The sequence below is a fragment of the Microbacterium sp. NPDC056052 genome, assembly GCF_042266785.1.
Classification (GTDB): domain Bacteria; phylum Actinomycetota; class Actinomycetes; order Actinomycetales; family Microbacteriaceae; genus Microbacterium.
The window spans coordinates 67,315-90,039 of the sequence record NZ_JBHJWV010000009.1; the positions used below are offsets into that span (position 1 = coordinate 67,315).

Annotated in this window: 23 protein-coding genes; 14 read left to right on the forward strand and 9 right to left on the reverse strand. The window is 70.2% G+C overall.

Annotation, left to right across the window (positions count from 1 at the left end; genetic code table 11):
• The first annotated feature begins 4 nt into the window (after positions 1-4).
• Both ACFC1J_RS16715 and ACFC1J_RS16720 read left to right on the forward strand, forming a co-directional pair.
• Positions 5-1,339, forward strand: coding sequence for a M20/M25/M40 family metallo-hydrolase (locus tag ACFC1J_RS16715; RefSeq protein WP_375908570.1), 1,335 nt, complete (start codon positions 5-7; stop codon positions 1,337-1,339).
• Positions 1,340-1,422: 83 nt separating this feature from the next.
• Positions 1,423-2,886, forward strand: coding sequence for an MFS transporter (locus ACFC1J_RS16720; RefSeq protein WP_375908573.1), 1,464 nt, complete (start codon positions 1,423-1,425; stop codon positions 2,884-2,886).
• 37 nt (positions 2,887-2,923) lie between these two features.
• Here the strand turns inward: ACFC1J_RS16720 and ACFC1J_RS16725 are convergent, their stop codons facing one another.
• Complete coding sequence (locus tag ACFC1J_RS16725; RefSeq protein WP_375908576.1) at positions 2,924-5,092, reverse strand: MMPL family transporter; 2,169 nt, start codon at positions 5,090-5,092, stop codon at positions 2,924-2,926.
• Between the two features lie 94 nt (positions 5,093-5,186).
• Between ACFC1J_RS16725 and ACFC1J_RS16730 the strand changes: the two genes are divergently transcribed.
• Positions 5,187-5,813 carry a MarR family winged helix-turn-helix transcriptional regulator gene (locus ACFC1J_RS16730; RefSeq protein WP_375908579.1) on the forward strand — a complete coding sequence of 209 codons (627 nt, stop codon included), beginning with the start codon at positions 5,187-5,189 and terminating at the stop codon, positions 5,811-5,813.
• Between the two features lie 24 nt (positions 5,814-5,837).
• On the opposite strand, the gene ACFC1J_RS16735 is transcribed toward ACFC1J_RS16730, so the two are convergent.
• The 4 genes from ACFC1J_RS16735 to ACFC1J_RS16750 form a co-directional block, all read right to left on the reverse strand.
• Entirely contained in the window at positions 5,838-6,254 is a 417-nt protein-coding gene (locus ACFC1J_RS16735; protein ID WP_375908582.1) for a VOC family protein, read from the reverse strand.
• A 115-nt stretch (positions 6,255-6,369) separates the two neighbouring features.
• Positions 6,370-6,783 (reverse strand): VOC family protein, encoded by a 414-nt coding sequence (locus ACFC1J_RS16740; protein ID WP_375908585.1) that lies wholly within the window; start codon positions 6,781-6,783, stop codon positions 6,370-6,372.
• A gap of 261 nt (positions 6,784-7,044) precedes the next feature.
• Positions 7,045-7,461, reverse strand: a complete 417-nt coding sequence (locus ACFC1J_RS16745) for a VOC family protein (RefSeq protein ID WP_375908588.1) — start codon at positions 7,459-7,461, stop codon at positions 7,045-7,047.
• 32 nt (positions 7,462-7,493) lie between these two features.
• Positions 7,494-7,718, reverse strand: a complete 225-nt coding sequence (locus ACFC1J_RS16750) for a hypothetical protein (RefSeq protein ID WP_375908590.1) — start codon at positions 7,716-7,718, stop codon at positions 7,494-7,496.
• A gap of 177 nt (positions 7,719-7,895) precedes the next feature.
• On the opposite strand from ACFC1J_RS16750, the gene ACFC1J_RS16755 reads away from it, so the two are divergent.
• Entirely contained in the window at positions 7,896-8,306 is a 411-nt protein-coding gene (locus tag ACFC1J_RS16755; RefSeq protein ID WP_375908593.1) for a RidA family protein, read from the forward strand.
• Between the two features lie 47 nt (positions 8,307-8,353).
• On the opposite strand, the gene ACFC1J_RS16760 is transcribed toward ACFC1J_RS16755, so the two are convergent.
• Complete coding sequence (locus ACFC1J_RS16760) at positions 8,354-9,121, reverse strand: siderophore-interacting protein (protein ID WP_375908596.1); 768 nt, start codon at positions 9,119-9,121, stop codon at positions 8,354-8,356.
• A gap of 105 nt (positions 9,122-9,226) precedes the next feature.
• Here ACFC1J_RS16760 and ACFC1J_RS16765 point away from each other — a divergent pair, with 105 nt between their 5' ends.
• The 4 genes from ACFC1J_RS16765 to ACFC1J_RS16780 all read left to right on the forward strand — a co-directional run bounded on the left by ACFC1J_RS16765 (position 9,227) and on the right by ACFC1J_RS16780 (position 13,199).
• Positions 9,227-10,219: a siderophore ABC transporter substrate-binding protein gene (locus ACFC1J_RS16765; protein WP_375908599.1), complete on the forward strand. Its 993-nt coding sequence runs from the start codon at positions 9,227-9,229 to the stop codon at positions 10,217-10,219.
• Between the two features lie 19 nt (positions 10,220-10,238).
• A complete protein-coding gene (locus ACFC1J_RS16770) occupies positions 10,239-11,246 on the forward strand; it encodes an ABC transporter permease (RefSeq protein WP_375908602.1) in 1,008 nt (335 codons plus the stop codon).
• 28 nt (positions 11,247-11,274) lie between these two features.
• Positions 11,275-12,288, forward strand: a complete 1,014-nt coding sequence (locus ACFC1J_RS16775; RefSeq protein WP_375908605.1) for an iron chelate uptake ABC transporter family permease subunit — start codon at positions 11,275-11,277, stop codon at positions 12,286-12,288.
• A gap of 74 nt (positions 12,289-12,362) precedes the next feature.
• On the forward strand, positions 12,363-13,199 hold the full coding sequence (locus ACFC1J_RS16780; protein ID WP_375908608.1) for an ABC transporter ATP-binding protein: 837 nt from the start codon (positions 12,363-12,365) through the stop codon (positions 13,197-13,199).
• A gap of 32 nt (positions 13,200-13,231) precedes the next feature.
• Here ACFC1J_RS16780 and erm read toward each other — a convergent pair whose 3' ends face one another.
• The 3 genes from erm to ACFC1J_RS16795 all read right to left on the reverse strand — a co-directional run bounded on the left by erm (position 13,232) and on the right by ACFC1J_RS16795 (position 16,245).
• Entirely contained in the window at positions 13,232-14,002 is a 771-nt protein-coding gene (erm, locus tag ACFC1J_RS16785) for a 23S ribosomal RNA methyltransferase Erm (protein WP_375908611.1), read from the reverse strand.
• Between the two features lie 266 nt (positions 14,003-14,268).
• Positions 14,269-15,216, reverse strand: coding sequence for a DNA-3-methyladenine glycosylase family protein (locus ACFC1J_RS16790; RefSeq protein ID WP_375908614.1), 948 nt, complete (start codon positions 15,214-15,216; stop codon positions 14,269-14,271).
• Positions 15,217-15,522: 306 nt separating this feature from the next.
• On the reverse strand, positions 15,523-16,245 hold the full coding sequence (locus ACFC1J_RS16795) for a winged helix-turn-helix domain-containing protein (protein WP_292714876.1): 723 nt from the start codon (positions 16,243-16,245) through the stop codon (positions 15,523-15,525).
• Positions 16,246-16,573: 328 nt separating this feature from the next.
• On the opposite strand from ACFC1J_RS16795, the gene ACFC1J_RS16800 reads away from it, so the two are divergent.
• The 6 genes from ACFC1J_RS16800 (at position 16,574) to ACFC1J_RS16825 (ending at position 22,701) form a co-directional block, all read left to right on the forward strand.
• The gene (locus tag ACFC1J_RS16800; RefSeq protein ID WP_375908617.1) at positions 16,574-16,882 is read left to right on the forward strand and encodes a GNAT family N-acetyltransferase; all 309 of its coding nucleotides are present in this window, start codon (positions 16,574-16,576) and stop codon (positions 16,880-16,882) included.
• Positions 16,883-17,069: 187 nt separating this feature from the next.
• The gene (locus ACFC1J_RS16805; RefSeq protein WP_375908620.1) at positions 17,070-18,791 is read left to right on the forward strand and encodes an ABC transporter substrate-binding protein; all 1,722 of its coding nucleotides are present in this window, start codon (positions 17,070-17,072) and stop codon (positions 18,789-18,791) included.
• 85 nt (positions 18,792-18,876) lie between these two features.
• Positions 18,877-19,851 (forward strand): ABC transporter permease, encoded by a 975-nt coding sequence (locus tag ACFC1J_RS16810; protein ID WP_375908622.1) that lies wholly within the window; start codon positions 18,877-18,879, stop codon positions 19,849-19,851.
• Positions 19,848-20,813: an ABC transporter permease gene (locus ACFC1J_RS16815; RefSeq protein ID WP_375908625.1), complete on the forward strand. Its 966-nt coding sequence runs from the start codon at positions 19,848-19,850 to the stop codon at positions 20,811-20,813. The genes ACFC1J_RS16810 and ACFC1J_RS16815 overlap by 4 nt, the downstream gene beginning before the upstream one ends.
• Positions 20,814-20,818: 5 nt before the next feature.
• The gene (locus ACFC1J_RS16820; protein WP_375908873.1) at positions 20,819-21,751 is read left to right on the forward strand and encodes an ABC transporter ATP-binding protein; all 933 of its coding nucleotides are present in this window, start codon (positions 20,819-20,821) and stop codon (positions 21,749-21,751) included.
• Positions 21,748-22,701 carry an ABC transporter ATP-binding protein gene (locus ACFC1J_RS16825; RefSeq protein ID WP_375908628.1) on the forward strand — a complete coding sequence of 318 codons (954 nt, stop codon included), beginning with the start codon at positions 21,748-21,750 and terminating at the stop codon, positions 22,699-22,701. The genes ACFC1J_RS16820 and ACFC1J_RS16825 overlap by 4 nt, the downstream gene beginning before the upstream one ends.
• Positions 22,702-22,725: the final 24 nt, after the last annotated feature.

Genomic DNA, 22,725 nt, shown 5'->3' on the forward strand with positions numbered 1-22,725 from the left:
CACGATGAACGCCCCTGTTCCCGGGATCGCCGAGCGCCTGTCCCGGATGATCCAGTTGCCCACCGTGTCCGCCGAACTGCACGAGCGCGGATCCGCGCCGTTCGAGGACTTCGTGGCCCTGATCGCCGAGCTCTACCCCCGGGTGCACGCCGAGTTGACGCTCGAACGGCATACCGACTTCGGGCTGCTCTTCCGCTGGTCCGGGCGCCGGCAGGCGGCGGACGGGCCGCTCCTGCTCATGGCGCACTACGACGTCGTCCCCGTCGACGAGTCAGACGCCTGGACGCACCCGCCCTTCGCGGGCGTGATCGAGAACGGTTTCGTCTACGGTCGCGGGGCGCTGGACGACAAGGGCCCGCTCATCGTGATCCTCGAGGCGGTCGAGACGCTGCTCGCCGAGGGCTTCACGCCCGCCCGCGACGTCTACCTCTCCTTCGGCGGCAACGAGGAGACGTTCGGATCCGCGGCGATCGCGATCGCGGATTCGCTCAAGGAGCGCGGCATCGTGCCCTGGCTCGTCGTCGACGAGGGCGGTGCGGTGGTCGATGCCCCGCTGCCGTTCGTGCCGGGGCGTGCGGCCATGATCGGCGTGGGCGAGAAGGGCGTCATGACGGTGACGCTCACCGCACGCGGCGAGGGCGGGCACGCCTCGGCCCCGCCGCCGCTCACCGCGGTGCGCCGGATCGCGCGCGCCGTCGAGCGGCTCGGCCCCGGCACCTTCCGTCCACGCACGCCGCGGGCGATCTCTCGCATGCTGACGCAGCTGTCCGGCGGGGCCTCGGGTCCCGCGCGCCTGCTGCTGCGCACGCTCGGGGCGCTCCCGCCGGTGTCGGCGCAGGTGTTCGCGGCGCTCGGCGGCGAGGCCGCCGCGCTCGTGCGCACGACCGTCGCCCCCACGATGCAGTCCGGCGGAACCGCGGCGAACGTGCTGCCGTCGCGGGCCTCGGCCACCGTGAACCTGCGGATCGCCCTCGGCGAGACCGTGCAGAGCGCGACCGCGCGCGTGCGGCGGCGCATCGCGGATCCGCTCGTGACCGTCGAGGTGCTCGAAGGCAGCGATCCCTCGCCCGAATCGCCCACGGACACGGCGCCGTTCGCGCTCATCGCGGAGGCGCTCGCCGTGTCGCACCCGGGGATCCCCGCCGTGCCGTACGTGACGATGCAGGCGACCGACTCCCGGCACTTCCACCGTTTCGCGCCGGCGGTCTTCCGGTTCGCGCCGCTCGAGATGTCGAACGCGCAGCGCGGCACGATCCACGGTGTGGACGAGAGCGTCGAGATCGCTGCGCTCGAGCGCGGGGAGCGGTTCCATCGCGCGCTCATCGAGCGGCTACAGTGAGCTGACCCGCTGCGATCGCCGAGCCTCTCGACCGGTCGCACCATGTCCCGCTGATACCGCGGGACCGCACGGAGGAGCAGCCAATGACGCGCACCGCCACACTCGGCACTCTGGTCGCCGTCATCGGATTCCTGGCCTTCGTCGAGTTCACCAGCGGCGTGCTGCAGGGCTACTACACGCCGATGCTGAGCGACATCGCGCGGCACCTGGGCATCCACGACGCCGACGTGAACTGGTTCGAGGGCGCGCAGCTCATGCTGTCGGCCCTGGTGGTGCCGGCCTTCGCGAAGCTCGGGGACATGATCGGCCGCAAGCGCATGCTGCTGATCTCGACCGCGATCACGGCGGTCGCCGCGTTCGTGCTGCCGTTCACCGCCACCTTCGGCGTCTTCCTCGTGGCCTGGGCGATGATGGGCTTCTACGTCGTGTGGCTGCCGCTGGAGATCGCCCTGATCTGGTCCCGCGCCCGGCGCATCGAGGGCAGCTCCGCGATCACCGCCAAGGCGGCAGGCATCCTGGTCGCCGCGCTCGAGGGCGGCGCGATCATCGGCGCGCTCGTCGGCGGCGCGCTCGTCGACGTGCTGCCGCTCACGGCGGTGCTGCTCGTGCCCGCGGTGCTCATCGCGGCCTGCTTCTTCGTGATCCTGTTCGGCGTGAAGGAGTCGCCGGAGAAGACCGGCGGCGTCTTCGACACGACAGGGCTCGTACTGATCTCGCTCTCGCTCATCGGCCTGACTGGCGGCCTCAGCCTGCTGCGCCTGCCGGGCGGCGTCGCCAACCCGCTGTCCTGGATCGTGATCGCCCTCGGCGTGCTCCTCGTCGTGCCGTTCGCCCTGTGGGAGCTGCGCCAGCAGGATCCGCTCATCGATGTGCGGATGTTCCGCAGCCCCGCGCTCGGCCCGGTGTTCCTGACGGCCGGCCTGTTCGGCGTGAGCGTGCTCGGCGCCCAGGCGCCGCTGTCGACCTTCGCCCGGACGGATCCGGCGGTCTACGGCTACGGCCTCGGCACCACCGGGTTCGCGACCTCGCTGATCATCGGCGTCTACCTCGTCGCGATGATCGCGGGCGCTCTCGGCTATCCGCAGATCGCGCGGTTCGTGACGCCCCGGATCACGCTCATCGGGGCCTCGGTGCTCGTGGGGATCGGGTTCCTGCTGTTCCTGCCCTTCCATTCCGCCTATGCGCAGGTCATCACGAACATGGTGATCGTCGGGATCGGATCCGGCGCCCTCGTCGCCGCGCTCCCCGCCGCCGCGGCGTCGGCGGCACCGCACACCCAGACCGGTGTCGCGACCGGTCTCACGAACTCGGTGAAGACGGTGGGCGGCGCGATCGCCTCCTGCGTATTCGGGATCGCGCTCATGCATGCGGTCGCCGGATCCGCCGCGGCCGAGGGCACGGCCGGATCCTTCTCGGGCTACGTGACGGTGTGGGTCGTGTGCGGGGCGACGGCGCTCGCCGCGGCCGTCCTGCTGCTCTTCGTCCCGAAGCAGGCCTTCACCGATCGCGCCGGCCACGCCGCCGCCACGGAGCCCGCGATCGGCTGACGCCCGGCCCTGGGGCGCGCCCCGCTCAGCGCTCCGCTCAGCGCTCCGCGCGCGACAGCTTCGACGGCCACCACACCGCGCGGCCCACGTCGTGCACGAGGGCGGGCACGAGCAGCGACCGCACCACGAAGGTGTCCAGCAGCACGCCGAACGCCACGATGAAGGCCAGCTGCGCGAGGAACAGGATCGGGATCACCGCGAGCGCCGCGAAGGTCGTCGCGAGCACGAGACCCGCCGAGGTGATGACACCTCCGGTGATCGCGAGCCCTCGGCGCACGCCCTCGCGGGTGCGGTGGAGACGGCTCTCCTCCCGCACGCGCGTCATGAGGAAGATGTTGTAGTCGATCCCGAGCGCGACGAGGAAGACGAAGCCGTACAGCGGCACGGCCGGATCCGCTCCAGGGAAGCGGAGGATCTCGTTGAAGACGAGCGCGGAGACGCCCATCGCGGTGCCGAACGACAGCACGGTCGTCACGATCAGCAGGACGGGCGCGACGATCGCGCGCAGCAGCACCATCAGGATCAGCATGATCACGACGAGGACCACCGGGATGATCAGCGCGCGGTCGTGCAGCGAGGCGTCGTCCGTGTCGATCGCGGTCGCGGTGACCCCGCCCACGACCGCGCCCGTTCCCTCGAGCGCGGTGCGGAGGCGGCGCACCGTGTCCTCCGCGGTCGTCGAGTCCGCGGCCGCGGTGAGCGTCCCCTGCAGCATCACGTCGCCCTCGACCACGGTCGGATCGGGGGTAGGAGTACCGGGACGCCCGACCGGCTGGATGCCGTCCTTCGTCACGGGGGCGGATCCGCTCGGCGAGTCCTTCGCGGTCACCGTGACGCCGTCGATGCCGGTGTCCGCGAGCAGCACGTCGGCCGCCTTCTGCAAGGCAACCTTAGAGACCACGACCTGGACCGGGCTGCCGGTTCCGCCCGGGAAGTGCTCGCCGAGCACGGTCTGCCCGTCGCGGGCCTGCGAGGAGCCGAGCACGAGGTCGGACTGCGGCACGCCGGAGGCGTCGAGCTGCAGTACCCCGACCGTGCCGATGGCGAGCACCAGGGTCGTCGCGATCCAGATCACCCGGGAGCGGCGCCGGATCAGCTCGGCGAGGCGCGCCCACACGCCGGTCGCGGGCATGCCGCCCTCGGCCGCGACGATCTCGGGCGCATACACGGGGCGGCGCGGCCAGAACGCCGCGCGCCCGAAGGCCATGAGGAGGGCGGGGAGCAGGGTGAGCGCGGACAGCATCGCGAACGCGATCCCGATCGCCGCGACCGGGCCCAGTGCGCTGTTCGACTTCAGGTCGCTCAGCAGCAGGCAGAGCAGGCCCGCGATCACGGTGCCGCCCGAGGCGAGGATCGGCTCGAAGGCGCCCTTCCACGCCGCGAGCACGGCCTTCGCCCGGTCCTGCTCGATGCGCAGAGCCTCACGGAAGCGCGAGACGAACAGCAGCGCGTAGTCGGTCGCGGCGCCGATCACGAGGATGAACAGGATGCCCTGGGTCTGTCCGCTGAGCAGCAGCACGCCCCACTTCGCGAGCCACCACACCAGCAGGAGCGCGGTGCACAGCGCGAACAGGCTCGTCAGGAGCACGACGACGGGCAGCAGCAGCGAGCGGTAGACGAGCACGAGGATCACGAACACGGCCGCCAGAGCCACCCCGAGCAGGATCCCGTCGATGCCCGCGAAGCCGGCGACGAGGTCGGCGCTGAAGCCGGCGGGCCCGGTGATGTAGACGTGCACGCCCTCGGGCGCCGCCTTGTCGAGGGATGCGCTGATCTCCGACACGACGTCGCCGAGGTCGGCGTCCGAGCGGATCGGCACGAACGCCTGCACGGCCTTGCCGTCGTCCGAGGGCAGGGCGGGGGAGACGTCGTCGCCGACGCCCTCGATGCCGGTCGTCGCCGCGACCGCGTCAGCGAGTGCGGTGCGTTGCGCATCCGTGAGCGGGTCGTCAGATGCGGCGATGATGATCGCGGGGATCTCGTCCGAGCCGGCGAAGCGGGTCTGCACCTCCTGCACGCGGGCCGAGTCCGAGGAGGAGGGGAGGTACGCGGTGCGGTCGTTCGAGGAGACCTCGTCCACCTTGCCGAAGAGAGGGCCGCCGAGCGACGCCGCGACCAGCCAGCCGAGGATGATCAGCGCGGGCAGGAGGATCCTCAGGAGGCGGCGGGGGCGGTGCGGGCGTGCGACGTGCTGCGGGGCGGTCATCGGCTTCCTTCCGTCTCCGGCAGGATAGATCCAATTCGCTAGCTTGGCAAGTAATAATCCGAGCGTGAAAAGATCGCCGGTGTAGCATGACGGCATGACGGAGCGGCGCGACGAGGCGGGCGAGCGGGGGCTCGTGTCGGGTGCCGGAGCGTCGACGCGCGACGGTGTCGAAGCGGGCGCCGTGTACGACATCGAGGCGAGCGACCCGGAGGGCGTGCTGCTCGACCGCGCCGGCGTCGACGCGAGCGCGATCCGCCAGATCGGCGAGCTGATGGCGTCCCTCGGTGCGCTGCGCGACGCCGAGCAGCGCCTGGCCGAAGCGTCCCGCCGGTACATGAAGCTCAACGAGACCGACATGCGTGCGCTGCACTACCTCATCGTGTGCGCGAATCGCGGGGCCGTCGCGACGCCGGGCGGGATCGCGCAGCACCTCGGCATCTCGACGGCGTCGACCACCAAGCTGCTCGACCGGCTGGAGCGCGGGGGGCATGTCACCCGCGCGGCGCACCCCTCGGACCGGCGGGCGCTCGCGATCAGCATCACGCCGGAGACGCAGCGCGCTGCGATGGAGACCGTGGGTCGTCAGCAGGCGCGCCGGTTCCACTCCGCCGCGCGTTTGACCGAGGACGAGCGCGAGGTCGTCATCCGATTCCTGCGCGACATGACCGGCGAGCTCGGACTCGACGGCGTCGAGTGGGCGACCGTCGAGCCCGAGCGCTGACTCCGCGGGCGGAGGACCTCCGCGTCAGGCCTGGCTCTGCCCCGCCGAGAACATCCAGTCGATGCCGAACCGGTCGGTGAGCATGCCGAACTGATCGCCCCACGGCGCCGGGCCGAACTCCTGCGTGACCGTCGCTCCGTCGAACAGCTTGTCCCAGGCGGCACGGATCTCGGCCTCGTCGGTGCCGCTCAGCGACACCGAGACGCCCTGCGGAGCCTTGTACTCGTAGTGCGCGGGGGTGTCGGAGGCCATCAGGACCAGGCCGCCGGCCGTGGTCAGCATCGAGTGCATGACGAGAGCCTTTTCGGCCTCGTCCTCCACCATGCCGGGCATGTCGCCGAAGGTCATGACCTGAAGGTCACCGCCCAGCGCCGCCTGATAGAACTCCATCGCCTCGCGGGCGTTGCCGCTGAAGGAGATGTAAGGGTTGAGGATGGTCATACGGGTCCTCCGTGCTCGGTTCGACGGCACCGCACCGGCGCCGAAATCAGTCTGGAGCCGGCCTCCGACATCGGCAATGGCGTGTCGCGGATCGGCCCTCGGGCTCGTCGCCGGATCAGCCCTCTGACGAGTCCCGCGGCGGGTTGTGCACGATCTCGATCCGGATGCCGTTGTCGTCCTCGACGAACGAGGCGTAGTAGCGATCGCTGAACCGCGGGTACTCCTTCGGCGGGCGCACGGCCCTCCAGCCCGCGTCGAGCGCGATGTCATGCACGCGATCGACCTCGGCACGGGAGTCGACGGCGAACGCGAGGTGCTGCCAGCCGACGCGGCCGTGCTCGTGCGGACCGTCCGCATTGTCGCGCGCGGGGTAGAGCAGGATCTCGGGCAGGCCGTCCTGCCGCCAGTACGCGAGATCGGGGGCGTCGTGCCTGCGGTCGTACCCGAGTGCGCTCAGCACCGGATCGAACTGTGCGGAGGCGCCGGGCACGTGGTCGACGCTGATGCCGAGGTGATCGAGAGTGGCCATGCCCCCAGCATCGCGGATGCCGCGGACAAGCGCGAGGTGCGGGTGTCGGGCGTCGGCGAACGCACGGGTTGCTGGCGAGTGTGGTCACGGGTTCTCGCCGAGCGCGGGTTCTCGCCGAGCGCGGGTTCTCGCCGAGCGCACAGGTTGCTGTCCAATGCGCGGGATGTTGGCGTGCGGATCCCGTGCGCTCGTCAGGATGCCGTGCAGTCGGGAAAGCACGAACCCCGCAGGAAGCTGCGGCGGGCGGGAGCGGGCAGGGTCTCAGCCCTCGGCAGGCTCGCGCGGAGGGTTGTGCACGAACTCGATCCGGATGCCGTTGTCGTCCTCGACGAACGCCGCGTAGTAGCGATCCGAGAAGCGCGTGAAGACCTTCGGGTGCCGCACCGTCGTCCAACCGGCGTCGACGGCGATCGCGTGAAGGCGTTCCACTGCGGCGCGCGAGTCCACGGCGAACGCGAGGTGCTGCCACCCGATCCGCCCGTACCGGTGCGGTTCGCCGCCCGGTTCCGGCGCGCGGTAGAGGATCAGCTCGGTGTCGCCCTCGCGCCACCAGGCGATCCCGCCCTCCAGCTCGCCGTCCTCGGGCGTGCACCCCAGGGCCGTGAGCACCGGGTTCCACTGGGCGAAGGCACGCTCGAGGTCATCGACCGTGAGGCCGAGGTGATCGAAAAGGGGCATGCGCTCCAGTCTGCCCGACCGTGCGCGGCGGCTCAGTCCCGGTCGAGGCCGAAGGTGCGCTTGACGAGCGCCTGGACATCCCGGTCGAGGCCGTCCATGCGCGTATTCATGGCGTCTAGGCGGCCATTCACCTCAGATCGGAGCCCGCCGATCTCCGCGCGCAGAACGCGGATGAAGAGCGTCGAGACGATGGTCATCATGCCGAACATCAGGGCGGTGAAGGCCCCGATCATCGTCCAGGTCTGCGCGTCGTTCATGAATCCCACTCCCTCATCGTCGCATCGTTCGTCCGAGCATGCCAGAGGCGCAGGGGCGGTGGTCGCCGATCACGTGATCTGTGAAGAACGGGATCCGTGGCACGGAGGTGCGGATCGATCTGTGGCCCGACCCGGTGGCCTCGTGGGCCCGGCGAACCTTTGCGACAGACTGTGGGCATGACCGCCGTCACCCTCATCCGCTCTGCAGAGCTCTCCGACGTCGCACAATACGCCTACGCGGCCACCGCGCCGAAGGACGCGCGGCTGATCTTCCTCGCCGGCGCCTGCCCGCTGAACCGCGACGGCTCGACGGCGGCGGTCGGCGACTACGCCGGCCAAGCCGCCGCCTGCGTCGAGACCCTCAAGACGGCGCTCGCGGCTGCCGGAGCGACGTTGACCGACGTGATCAGCACGCGCGTTCTCGTCGCCTCGGCTCGGCAGACGGACCTCGTCGCCGCATGGGCCGTGGTGCGCGACGCGTTCGGCGCCCACGACGTGCCCAGCACGCTGATGGGCGTCGCGGTGCTGGGCTACGACGACCAGCTGGTCGAGATCGAGGCCGTCGCCGCAGTTCTGGATGAGGACTGACCCGGAACCGAAGACCGAAGACCGGGCCCCAGACCGGCCCGCACCGGTCAGTGCGGCGCGTGGTACTCGGCCTCGCCGCGCTTCCAGTAGCCCTTCACGATGGCGTGCGCGGTGTCGACGCCCCAGCGCTCGAGCAAGGCGCGTCCCGGCTTCACGATCGACGACTCGGCGGCGACGAAGACGAACGGAGTCTCGCCCGGACGGTCCGCGTCCTCGAGCGTGCCCAGGAACTCGGCGAGGGCGGATCCCGAGGGGGCGTCGCCACGATGGATCCACTCGACCGGCACCGGTGCATCGAGAGCCAGCTCGTGCTCCGCGCCGCGCACCTCGATCGCGATGCGGGCGGGCAGGCCTGCGGCGATCCGTGCGGCGAAGCGACGGATCGCCGGGATCGCGGTCTCGTCGCCCGCGAGGAGCCAGCCGTCTGGCTCGCCCTCCAGCACCAGGGATCCGCGCGGACCACCGACGCCGATGACGGATCCGAGCGGCGCGGTCGCGGCCCAGCGGGCGGCGACGCCCTCATCTCCGTGCACGGCGAACTCCACATCGAGCCAGTCCTCGCCCCACGCGAGGGGCGTGTACTCGCGGCTCGGCGCGGCGCGCAGCTCCTCGACCGCGTCGGTCGGCGCGTCCACGAAGAAGAGTCGCATGTGGTCGTCCGCGCCCAGGGAATCGAAGCCGGCGAGGTCGGATCCGCTCAGCCGCACCCGCACGAAATCGGGCGCGATCCACTCGCGCGCGGCGAGGGTCAGCGTGCGGAAGCGCAGCTCGAGCGGGCGTCGCGCCAGGGAGAAGCCGGATTTCGCGTTGTTCATAAGGTAAGGCTAACCTGTGTAGAGCCTCAGGTTGAAGTTAGGTAAACCTAACCTTCCAACGGGGGGTAACGCACACAGCACATCCCGCAGAACAGGAGCATCTCCATGTCCGTGCCTCGGATCCTCACCGCCACCGCGCTCGGCCTCGCCGCCGTCGTCGCCCTCGCCGGCTGCGCCTCCGGCCCCGCCGCGACCCCCACGGAAAGCGCGAGGGCCCGCACCGTGACCGTCGAGGACAACAACGGCGAGCACACGATCTCCACGCCTCCCGCTTCGGTCGTCGCCACCGACAACCGCACGTTCCAGACGCTCGCCGACTGGGGCATCCCGGTCAAGGCCGCCGCAGTGTCCCTCATGCCCGAGACCGTCTCCTACGTCAAGGACAAGAGCATCATCGACCTCGGCACCCACATGGAGCCCGACCTCGAGTCGGTCGTCGCCGTCGCACCGGACCTCATCGTGAACGGGCAGCGATTCACCCAGCACCACGACAAGCTCGCCGCGCTCGTCCCGGACGCGACCATCCTCGAGCTCGACCCCCGCGACGGACAGCCCTTCGACGCGGAGCTGAAGCGCCAGGTCACCGTGCTCGGCGAGGTCTTCGGCAAGGAGAAGGAGGCGAAGAAGCTCGTCGACGACTTCGACAAGGCAGTGGAGCGCGCCGAGAAGGCCTACGACGGATCCGGCGTGATGGCCGTCACCACGTCCGGCGGTAAGATCGGCTACCTCGCGCCGAAGGTCGGCCGCACGCTCGGTCCGGTGTTCGACATGCTGGGCCTCAAGCCCGCGCTGTCGGTCGAGGGCGCCGACGACAACCACAAGGGCGACGACATCTCGGTCGAGGCGATCGCGGCCTCGAACCCGTCCTGGATCCTCGTGATGGACCGCGACGCGGTGTTCGCGAAGGACGACGCCTCCTACGTGCAGGCCGCGGACATCCTGGAGAAGAACCAGGCTCTGGCCTCCGTCACCGCGATCCAGGAGAAGCGCGTCGTCTACATGCCCACCGACACCTACCTCAACGAGGGCATCCAGACCTACACGAAGTTCCTGAACTCCTTCGCCGACGCTCTCGAGAAGAGCGCGAAGAAGAGCTGACGCCCCGTCGGATCCGGTCATGAACATCCCGCTCACCCGCCTCGCCCCGGACAGCGTCTCGGCTGCTGTCCGGGGCAGGGCGCGGCTCTTCGACCCCGCCCTGCTCGTCGGCATCCTCCTCGTCGGCGGGCTCCTCGTGCTGTCGCTCTTCGTCGGCGTCTATGACGTGACCGGATCCGCCGACGGCGCGGAGATGTTCGCGATCACGCGGATCCCGCGCACGACCGCGCTCGTGCTCGCCGGAGCGTCGATGGCGATGGCGGGCCTGGTCATGCAGATGCTGACCCAGAACCGCTTCGTCGAGCCGACCACCACCGGCACGACGGAGTGGGCGGGGCTGGGACTCCTGGCCGTCTCGGTGCTGGTGCCGCACCCGAGCATCCCGCTGCGGATGCTCGGGGCGGTGCTCTGCGCCTTCGTCGGCACGCTGGTGTTCTTCGCGTTCCTGCGCCGGGTCTCCCTGCGGTCCTCTCTGATCGTGCCGATCGTGGGGATCATGCTGGGTGCGGTGGTCGGATCCGTCTCGACCTACCTCGCCCTCGCGACCAACACCCTGCAGACGCTCGGAGTGTGGTTCGCGGGCAGCTTCACCTCGGTGCTGCGGGGGCAGTACGAGCTGCTCTGGATCGTCGCGATCGTCGGGGTGATCGTCTTCATCGTGGCCGATCGCTTCACGATCGCAGGGCTCGGCGAGGAGATCGCGACGAACGCGGGCCTGAACCACGGCAGGGTCGTCCTGCTCGGCACCGTGCTCATCGCCGCCACCACCGGAGTCGTCACGGTCGTCGTCGGCAACCTGCCGTTCGTCGGGCTGATCGTGCCGAACCTGGTGTCGATGATCCGCGGCGACGACCTGCGCAGCAACCTGCCCTGGGTGTGCCTGCTCGGGGTGGGGCTGGTGACCGTGTGCGACCTCATCGGACGCACCATCATCATGCCGTTCGAGGTGCCCGTGTCTCTCGTGCTGGGCCTCGTCGGGGCCGCGGTGTTCATCGTGCTGATCCTGAGGCAGCGTCCCCGTGGCTGAGGTGCTGAGTCCGGCGCAGGCGCCCGCGATGCCGCTGACCGAACGCTCATCCGGCGCGTTCCCGACCGTCCGCGCGCGGCGACGGTACGTCCTCGTGATCGCCGTGCTGACGGTGCTCGCGGCGGCGGCGCTGATCGGGCTGCTCGTGCATGGCAACCCCGTGCCGTTCGGCACCGAGGGCTTCTGGCGGGTCGTGCAGCTGCGCGTGACGAGCGTGCTGGTGATCCTCGTGGTCGCGATCGCGCAGGCCACCGCGACCGTCGCCTTCCAGACCGCGGCGAACAACCGGATCGTGACCCCGTCGATCATGGGGTTCGAGTCGCTCTACACGGCGATCCAGACCACGGCCGTGTTCCTGCTCGGCGCCGCCGGGGTCACGGCGCTGCAGGGCGTGCCGCAGTTCGCGCTGCAGATCGTGCTGATGACCGGATTCGCCGTCCTGCTCTACGGCTGGCTGCTGTCCGGCCGGCGGGGCAGCATGCACGTGATGCTGCTGATCGGGATCGTGATCGGCGGCGGGCTCGGCGCCGTGTCCACATTCATGCAGCGACTGCTCACTCCGAGCGAGTTCGACGTGCTCGCCGCGCGCCTGTTCGGCAGCGTCGCGAACGCCGACGCCTCCTATCTGCCGCTCGCGATCCCGCTGTGCCTGGCCGCATCTGCGCTCCTGTTCCTGCGCTCCCGCCGCCTGAACGTGCTGGCGCTCGGGCCCGACGCGGCGAACGCGCTCGGCGTCGATCACCGGCGCGAGCAGCTGCGGGTGCTGCTGCTCGTGGCCGTGCTCATGGCGACCTCGACGGCGCTGGTCGGGCCGATGACGTTCCTCGGCTTCCTCGTCGCGACGCTCGCCTATCAGCTCGCCGATACGCACGACCATCGGCTCGTGCTGCCCGTCGCGGTGCTCACCGCGATCGCGGTGCTGGGCGGCGCGTACTTCGTGATGAAGCACCTCTTCTCGGCGCAGGGCGCCGTGTCCATCATCATCGAGCTGGTCGGCGGATCCGTCTTCCTGCTCGTCCTGCTCCGGAAGGGACGCCTATGAGCGCCGACGACAGAACCGCGAGACTCCAACTCCGCGACGAGACTGCGGTTCGCGCGCGCAGTCTCGTCGCCCAGATGAAGTCTCGCGGTCAGCTGGAGACCGAGACCGAGACCGAGACCGGGAGCGGTCGCGGGGGCGGGATCTCGATCGCGGGGGTGCGGAAGCGCTACGGCGACCGGACGGGTAAGGGCGACGGCGTGGCGATCGGGCCGGTCGATCTGGAGATCCCGGCCGGAGGGGTGACCGCCCTGATCGGCCCGAACGGGGCCGGCAAGTCGACGCTGCTCACGATGATCGGGCGCCTGCTCGGGATGGATGCGGGATCCATCCGGATCTCCGGCTTCGACGTCGGGACCACGAAGTCGAAGGACCTGGCCACGGTCGTCTCGATCCTGCGCCAGGAGAACCACTTCGTGACGCGCCTGACCGTGCGCCAGCTCGTCGGATTCGGCCGGTTCCCGCATTCGCGCGGCCGGCTCACGCGCGCGGACGAGGAGGCGGTGAGCCGCGCGATCGACTTCCTCGAACTGGGGGAGCTGGAGAAGCGCTACCTCGACGAGCTCTCCGGCGGGCAGCGCCAGCGCGCCTACGTCGCGATGGTGCTCGCGCAGGACACCGGTACCGTGCTGCTGGACGAGCCGCTCAACAACCTCGACATGAAGCACGCGGTGCGCATGATGCGGCATCTGCAGCGGATCTCGGACGAACTCGGCAAGAGCGTGGTCGTGGTGCTGCACGACATCAACTTCGCCGCGCGCTACGCCGACCGGATCTGCGCCATGAAGGACGGCGAGGTCGTCGCGTTCGGCGCGGTGGCTGACATCATGCGGGGCGAGGTGCTGACGGAGGTGTTCGAGACGCCCGTCACCGTGATCGACGGCCCCGACGGTCCGCTCGCCGTCTGGCACTGAAAGGGCCCGCTCGCGGTCTGGCGCCGAACGGGTCACCGGCCCACCTCGAGCGACCGCCAGAGCGAGGCCCACTGCTCGGGGGCGAGGTCACGGGCACGAGCGCCGCGGGGAATGCCCGCTGAGGCGAGTGCGCGATCCGCGTGTCTGCGGTCGTGGGCCGCGCCGTGCGCGAGGGCTTGGCGCAGGTCGCGGCCGGGGTCCGTGAACGAGTGGTGCACGAACGCCTCGTATCGGCGCCGGGCGGAGGGCGGCAGCAGGGGCGCCGAACGTCGGCGGATATCGAGGATCCCTCCATCGACGGAGGGCATTGGACGGAAGGCGCTGCGGGGGATTCTGCCGCGCAGCGCGAACGTGAACCACGGGGTGCTCTGCGCGGTCATCATCGTGATCCCGCCCACCCCGGCGCGTTTGCGCGCCACTTCCCACTGGGTGAGCAGGACCGCGTGCCGCCAGGTCCCGGACGAGAGCAGCCGACGCAGCAGTGGTGTGGTCAGATGGAACGGGATGTTCCCGACGATCACCGGGTGATCGAGTGGAATCCGCAGTCCGTCGGCGGTGCGGACATCGACACCGGGAAGGGCGGAGCGCAGGGCGTCGGCTCTGTGCTCGTCGATCTCGACCGCGCGCAGCGCGCGCCCGAGGTGTGCGAGCGGCTTCGTCAGCGCGCCGTCGCCGGCGCCGATCTCAAGGATCGGGCCCTCGGTCGCGGCGACGAGGTCGATGATGGTGCGAACGGTGGGGCGGTGGACGAGGAAGTTCTGACCGAGCTCGTGTCGGCCGCCGTGGACGGATCGGTTGCGCATGGATGCTCCAGGGAGAGGGGGAGCACCCGGAAGAGGGCATGCGAGAGAAGGTCGTCGCAGAGGGCCGCTGTCCTCCGGGTGCGATGGTCCGGAGTGACGGCGCGCGGGCGTGGTCGACGGCGCGCCGTCAGGCGCGGCGGTCGCGGATCGCGTAATCGGCGCCGGAGAGGCCGCCGGAGGAGGAGCACATGCTCAACAGCATAGACGGGAGGGGTTGATGAGAGGGCGCCGGATATCGCGGTCCCGCAGCATGGCACAGATTGCGCTCATCGCTTCCGGTGGTCCTCCGGGGCCAGGCGTGGTCCGCGCCGGGGCTCCAGAGCGCCGCTCATCCGGATGAGGCGCACCACACGCTGCCGGTGCCCCGCCCATGGTGCGAGCAGTGCGAGCATCCCGGCGTCGTCGGTGCGGCGCCCGGTCAGCGCGAAGCCGACCTCGTGCGGGAGGTGGTAGTCACCGACGCTCACCGCATCGGGGTCGCCGAGGGCGCGGATCCGAGTCTCCGCCGCGGTCCACAGCCCGATCCCGGGCAGGCTCGTGAGCACCCTGTCCCGTGCGGGGCCGTCCGGGGCACCATGCACGGCGCGCTCGATGCCGGACGCGCGCTCGGCCGCTCCCACGATCGTGCGCGACTGAGGCGGTTCCACGCCGACGCGATGCCATGCCCAGGACGGGATGCGGCGCCAGCCCGCCGCATCGGGGGCGACGGCCATCGGGCGCGGGACCGGGCCCGGTGCGGGATCGCCGAAACGTGTGACGAGGGAGCGCCAGGCGCCGTAGGCCTGCAGGCCGGTGACCTTCTGCTCGAGGACGACGCCGGCGAGTGCGTCGAAGACCGCGCCCGTGCGGGTCAGGCGGACGCCGGGATTGCGCTGTGCGGTCGCCGCGAGCAGCGGGTGAGAGGAAGGGTCGAACCCGTCGGGGTCGTCGGACGCGCCGCACAGTGCCGGGACGAGGCCGAGGGCGGCGCCGGCGCCGGGTCCCCAGGCGCTCGCCCGCACTTCGCCGGATCCGGCGCGCAGCGCGAGCGTCGCGATGCCGGCCTCGGTGCGCAGCGTCAGCCAGAGCACGGGGCCGTCGTGCGCGAACGCGGGGTCGCGCGGCCCGCGTCCGAGGATGCCGAGCGTCGCCTGCAGATCGAGCGGACCGCTCGGGCGGTAGGCGCTCTCGCGCACGGGCCAGGTGCGCGGGGCGGGATCCGCGGCGAGCGTCATGGGAACACCCTAGAACCGCGCGCCGACAGGCGGGCCTCAGGATCGGGATCCGCGTCTCTGCGGCCGGATCCGCTCACCTCTTGTCGAGTGTGCGGGAATCCGTCGCGTGTGCGGGAATCCGTCGCGTGCGCGGGAATCCGTCGAGTGTGCGGGAAGTCACCGAGTGCACGGGATCCCCGCGTCAACAAGCCGTGCAACCGGCAGGATCCGGTGGAGTGAGCGCAGGACCGGGGCCGCAGAGAAGCGTGAGGCCGCAGAACTCAGAACCGCGGAACTCAGAACCGCAGAACCGCGGAACCGCAGAACTCAGAACCGGTCGGGGGAGGGGGTGCCCACGCCATAGCGGATCGCGACGTCCGCGTGGCGGTCGAAGCGGTAGCCGACGCCGCGGACGGTGCGGACGATGTCCTCGTAGCGGCCGAGCTTGGCGCGCAGGCGACGCACGTGCACGTCGATCGTGCGCTCGCCGGGGGCCTCCTCGTCAGAGGTCTGCCACAGTGCGCCGACGAGCTCGCTGCGCTCGATCGTCGAGCCCTCGCGGAGGACGAGGTACTGCAGCAACTCGAACTCCTTGTACGTGAACGCGGCGGAGTCGCCGTCGATCAGCACGCGCTTGCGGGAGATGTCGACGACGACGCCGCCACCGTCCTCGGGCTCGCGCTCCTCGGCCTCAGCCTTGGAACGGGCGATCGCGCCGGGCTCGTGCAGGGCGAGGCGCACGACGTCCAGGTCGCGCCCGCCGGTGCCCTGCGGGGCGAGGGCGACCGTGGCATGGGTCTCGGCATCGGGGGCGAGCTCGGCGAGCGTGCGGCGCAGGGCGTCGACGAGCAGGGGCAGGCTCACGCCGTTCGTGGCGGCCTTCAGCTCGTCGAGGCCGACGTACAGGGCGAAGCCGCGGGGCGAGCGGGCCGGTGGAGCGTCGACGGCGGGGGCCGGAGCGTCGATCTGGGTGCGCGGCACGGCGTGCAGACGGGGCGCGGCGACGGGGGAGACGGTGACGGGACGCTCGAGGAGGGCGGTGTTCGACATGATGATGGGTCCTTGAAAGGAAGGAGTCGGTCGGCGACTCGGAGAGTGTTGCGAAGTGACCGGCGAGCCGGAAGACGAGCACGCGGATGGGTGCTCGGAGACTCAGCCCGCGAAGATCACGACGAGCGAGTCAGACAGAGTTCTGTGGCTTCAGCGACACATTCGGCAACACATGCCAACGCAACCGGGCATCATCATCCCGGTCGTCCCGTTCGCCTCCTGGGCGGACAAGGGGCGTGCGTTGGTGGTCATGGGGCCGATTATTACCGATGGTGACCTCCCATGTCAAAACGGACCCGGTCGAACAATGCGGGCGTAGCGTGAAACGGTGGGGATCTCTTCCAGCTCTGACCGGTTCGTGCTCACCCGAGAAGGCGATGCGTCGCGCTACACGCTGACGCGCGACGGGGTGCGGGTGAGCGTGCTCGACTATCACGACGACGGGCGCACGATCGCGCTGACGAGGGCCTACACCGTCCCGTCGTTCCGCGGATCCGGCTATGCCGCGATCGTCGTGGCCGGCGCCGTCGACGACATCGCGGCGCGCGGGGACCGCCGCATCGACGCCGTCTGCTGGTACGTCGCGGACTGGTTCGACGCGCACCCGGAACGGGCCGATCTGCTGCGCGCGCGCTGAGCCGCCGGGGCCGTTGCGGCAGGAGCGGACGGACGGTCCCGCATGTCGCACTGTTACATGCGGCGCGTCGCCGCTGCTGCCGCGGGAGCTCGTCCACATCTTCGGGCCTGACCGCCCTGGTATCCCAGAAGCGGGGTTAGGCTCCGATCTTGTTGATCGCCGTCCAGCAAACCCACAAGGAGCACACATGGCACTCACGAGGAGAACGATCGCGAGCACGGCGGCGGTACTCGCCGGAATGCTCCTGTTGGGAGGGTGCGCGGCCACGGCCGAACCCGGGCCCGGCGCGACCAACGCGGATCTGAGCAAACTCAGCGACGACCTCTACCCCGCCACGGACCCGGCGAAGAGCCCCGCTGCCGCGACCGCGCGCACGGACTCGTTCGTCAGCACGATCAGCAAGCCCGGGGGCGTCTTCCTCCCCGGCTTCTACGACAACGGCTGGGACGGCAACGCCGTGCAGCCGATCTTCGCCTCCCTCGTCGTGACGGATGACTCCGGCAAGCCCGTGCCCGACCTCGCGAAGAGCTGGGACGTGTCGGACGACAACCTCACCTATACGTTCCACCTGCGCGACGGCCTCACCTTCAGCGACGGCTCGCCGCTGACCGCGGATGACGTGGCGTTCACCCTGACGCTGCTGAACGACCCGTCCTACGCCGGCGGCGTGGACTTCAGCAAGATCGTGATCAAGGGCACCGACGAGTTCCGCACCGGTTCCGCGACCTCGCTGAGCGGTATCGCCGTCAAGGATCCGACCACCATCACGATCACCACGGAGAAGCCGAACCCACTCGCCCTGCGCACGCTCGGCGGCCAGGTCATCTCGAAAGCGTACTACGGCAAGGGCTACGCCAAGGGGCAGCTCGACTACCTCAAGGCGCTCTACGGCAAGCCGCTCGGCGCCGGCCCCTACGCGCTCGACCAGTACGTCGAGGGCCAGGAGATCCGGTACACCGCGAACGAGCACTATTACGGCGGCACGCCGGCGATCCCGCGCCTCATCTTCAAGGTGATCTCCAGCGACTCCGCGCTGCAGAACTTCCAGAACGGGGACATCGACCAGGGCGGCTTCGGCAGCGACCCGGCCGTGCTCGAGCAGCTCAAGGGCCTCGGCTTCGCGAGCGTGCGCGCCCGCGTGGTGCCCGACTACGGCGCGATCTGGGTGAACAACAAGAAGCCGGCCCTCGCCGACACCAAGGTGCGCCAGGCCCTTTACTACGGCCTGGACCGACAGCAGATCGTCGACGCCAAGTTCAAGGGCCTCGGCCAGGTGGCGGACGTGTTCGCCGCCCCGACGCAGTGGTCGTACACGACCGAAGGCGTGACGGCATACGGGTTCGACGCGAAGAAGGCCGGTGCGCTCCTCGATGAGGCCGGCTGGAAGAAGGGAGCCGACGGGATCCGGGTCAAGGACGGCGCCACGCTGACGCTCTCCTACATCACCACGAAGACCGAGGATCCGATCATCCCGATCGCGAAGCAGGACTACACGGCACTCGGCATCGACTTCGTGCCCGAGGTCCTCGACGCGAACACGGCGTTCGACCGGCTGAACAACGGCGACTACGACCTCGCCGGTTTCCGCAGCAACGGGCTCAGCGACCCCGATGACGCGATCAGCGAGTTCGGCACCGACGACCCGGCGATCAACGTCACCGGATACAAGAACGCCGAGGTGCAGAAGCTCATCCAGAAGGGCGTCTCGGTGTTCGACCAGAAGGAGCGGCAGAAGATCTACACGGAGCTCTACCAGAAGCTCAGTCAGGATCCGCCGATCATCCTGATCGACTACCGCAAGTCGCTGTCCGCATGGAACGCGCGCATCGCCGGCGCCGACTCCTTCGTCACCGGCAGCGACGACTCCTCGCTCGCGCTGGCGAAGCTCAGCGTCAAGAGCTCGAAGTAACACCGTCTCGGCGCCGGCGGACACCACCCCGTCCGTCGGCGCTGGAACGCGTTCCGCCACACCCACGGACGCCACCCACGGACACATGACTCGCTACATCCTGAAGAGACTCGGCCTGATGGCGCTGCTGCTGTTCGGCGTCTCCATCCTCGTCTTCCTGCTGTTCGCCCTCATGCCGGGCGACTACTACAGCTCCCAGCGCACCCTCACACCGCAGCGCCGCGACGAGTTGCGCCACCTCGCCGGCCTGGACCAGCCGCTGCTGCTGCGCTACGTCATCTGGCTCGGCAACATGCTGCGCGGCGAGTTCGGCTACTCGCTCGTCTACAACCGCCCGGTGACCGAGCTGCTCGGCCCGCTCATCGCGAACTCGTTCCTCATCGCGGTGGTCGCCCTCGTGCTCACCTGGACGATCGCGCTGGTCGGCGGCGTGCTCGCCGCCACGAGGCAGTACTCCTGGTTCGACAAGCTCGTCACCGTCGGCCTGTTCGCCTCGCTCTCGGTCCCCTCCTTCTTCATCGGCCTGCTGCTGATCAAGGTGTTCGCCGTCGATCTGCACTGGCTGCCCACCGGCGGCATGCTCGACACCGCCAGCTCGTCCACAGGGTTCGCGCAGGTGCTCGAGGTCGCCCGGCACATGGTGCTGCCGGTCGCGGTGCTCACCTTCCTCGGCGCCGGGTCCCTCACCCGCTACTTCCGCACCGGCATGCTGGAGGTGCTGCGGGCCGACTTCATCCGCACCGCCCGCGCGAAGGGCCTGCCCGAGAGGGCCGTCGTGTTCTCCCATGCCCTGCGCAACGCACTGTTGCCGGCGATCACACTGCTCGCGTTCGAGCTGCCGGGTCTGTTCGCCGGGGCGATCATCACCGAGACGATCTTCAACTGGCCGGGCGTCGGGCGCCTGCAGATCGAATCGGTGCAAACCCGGGACTACGCCGTGCTCATGGCCGTCACGATGCTGCTCGCCTTCCTCACCGTGCTCGGCAGCTTCCTCGCCGACATCCTGTACGCGGTCGCGGATCCGAGAGTCCGGCTCGTCGACGCGAGGAGGGGCGCATGAGCGGCGGAGGAGAGCTGATCGTCCAGGGCGCGCTCGACCCCGACCTGGGACCGCCGGCGGGCGAAGCCCCGCTGCCGCGCCGGCAGGGTCGGCGCCGCTCGCTGTGGGCCGAGTCGTTCGGGCGGCTGATCCGGATCCCCGCGGCGAGCATCAGCATCGCGATGCTCGTGTTCATGCTGTTGTTCAGCTTCCTGGGGCCCCTGCTGACCGGCTACACCGGCGACGAGATCAACCTGCGCATCGCGAACCACGTTCCCACGATGGATCACGGGCTCGGCACCGACGCCTACGGACGCGACGTGCTCACCCGGCTCATGCTCGCCGGGCGCATCTCGCTCACGATCGGCGTCGCGTCGATGGTGCTGTCGCTGATCCTCGGCGCGATCCTCGGCATCGTCGCGGGCTACTACGGCGGCGTCGTGGACACCGTGATCATGCGCGCCGCTGACCTGCTCATGTCGATCCCCGGGCTGCCGTTGCTGATCGTGCTCGCTGCGGTGCTCAGCGAACTGAAGGTCACGCCGGACTCGCGCATCTACGTGGTGATGCTCCTGCTCTCGCTGATCGGCTGGCCGTCGTTGGCCCGGCTCATCCGCGGGCAGGTGCTGTCGCTGCGCGAGGCGCCGTACATGCGCGCCGCCGAGGTGCTCGGACTCAGCGCGGCGTCACGGCAGTTCCGGCACCTGCTGCCGAACGTGATGCCGCTGCTCATCGTGGTGGCGACGCTCTCGACCGCGTCCGGCATCCTCAGCGAGTCCGCGCTGAGCTTCCTCGGACTCGGCGTGGTGCCGCCCAACGCCTCGTGGGGCAACATGATCAGCGCCGCGAACAACCTCATCGACTTCCAGCAGCACTGGTGGCTGTGGGTGCCGCCGGGCGTCGCCCTGCTCATCACGATCGCCGCGATCAACGTGCTCGGCGACCGGCTGCGCGACGTCTTCGACCCCCGGATGCGGAAGTGAGCGCCATGGACTCCGTGAACCCTGCGACCGCCTCCGCCGAGACGCTCGTGCGCGTGCAGAGCCTCTCGGTGCGCTTCCCCTCGCCGGACGGGCATCGCACGGTCGTCGACGAGGTGTCGTTCGAGATCCGCCGCGGCGAGGTGCTCGGCATCGTCGGCGAGTCCGGGTCGGGCAAGAGCCTCACCGCGCTGTCGATGCTGAAGCTCGTCGACGAGCCGGGGGATATCTCCTCCGGGTCTGTGCTGTTCGACGGATCCGACGTGTTGCGGATGAGGCGCACCGCGCTGCAGCGGATCCGCGGCGACGAGGTCGGCATGATCTTCCAGGAGCCGATGCGGTCGCTCAATCCGGTGTTCACGATCGGTCGCCAGCTCATCGAGACCATCCGTGCGCACGAGTCGGTCGACCGGGCCGAGGCCTATGCGCGGTCCGTGGACTGGCTGCGCCGGGTCGGGCTGCCGAACGAGGAGCGCGTGATGCGCTCGTACCCGCACGAGCTGAGCGGTGGGATGCTGCAGCGCGCGATGATCGCGGTCGCCCTGTGCTGCCGGCCCCGGCTGCTCATCGCGGACGAGCCCACGACGGCGCTCGACGTGACGATCCAGGCGCAGATCCTGGATCTGCTGCTGGATCTGCGCGACGAGACCGGGATGGCGCTGCTGTTCATCACGCACGACCTCGGCGTGATCGCGGAGGTCGCCGACGAGGTGCTGGTCATGTACGGCGGGAGGATCGTGGAGCGCGGCGACGTGTTCTCGCTGTTCGAGAACCCGCAGCACCCCTACACCGAGGCGCTGCTGAAGGCGCGCCCGCGGCCAGGGCAACGGCTGGACCGGCTGCCCACCATTTCCGACGAGGTGCGCCGGATCGCGGCGGGGACGGCGATCAGGGGCTCGGCGCAGGGCGCCGGCGGATCGAGCACGGAGGCGGGCGCATGAGCGACGCGGGAACCGTTCGCGCCCAGGCCGCGGCGGCCCCGGATCCGGGGACGCCACTCGTCGAGGCGACCGACATCGTCAAGCACTTCCGCTCCCGCGGGGGCGGCCGTCGAGCGACCGGCGACACGGTGAAGGCCGTGGACGGCATGAGCCTGACGATCTCCGAGGGGGAGATGGTGGGTCTGGTCGGCGAGTCCGGCAGTGGCAAGACCACGTTCGGGCAGTCGATCCTGCGCATGCACGAGCCGACGAGCGGTTCCGTGCGATTCCGCGGGCAGGAGATCCTCGCCCTGCGCCGGCCCGAGATGCGCCGGCTGCGGCCGCGCATGCAGTACGTGTTCCAGGATCCGTTCAGCGCGCTGAATCCGCGACTGTCGATCGCCACCGCGATCGGCGAGCCGATGCGCGCGCACGGCATCGCCGGCAAGGACGACGAGCGCGACCGGGTCGTCGAGGTGCTTGCGCGCTGCGGCATGGAGGCGGATGCACTGGACCGCTATCCGCACGAGTTCTCCGGCGGACAGCGGCAGCGGATCGTGATCGCGCGCGCCATGGCGCTGAACCCCGAGTTCGTGGTGGCCGACGAGCCGGTCTCGGCGCTGGACGTGTCGGTGCAGGGGCAGATCGTGAACCTGCTCTGCGACCTGCGCGATCAGCAGCGCACCTCGTTCCTCTTCATCTCGCACGACCTGAGCATCGTCGAGCACATGTGCACGCGCGTCGCCATCATGTACCGCGGCGCGATCGTCGAGCAGGGCAGCAGGGACCAGATCTTCGGCGACCCCCGGCACCCGTACACCCAGGAGCTGCTCGCCGCCGTGCCGATCGCCGACCCGCGCCACCGCGGCCGCCGACGCGGCATGCGGATCGCGCGGGACTGGGACGATCGTTCCGCCCCGCGCCCTGTGCTGCGCGACGTGGGTGACGGGCACCTGGTCGCGCTCGCCTGACGCCCTTGCGGCACGCCTCGGAGG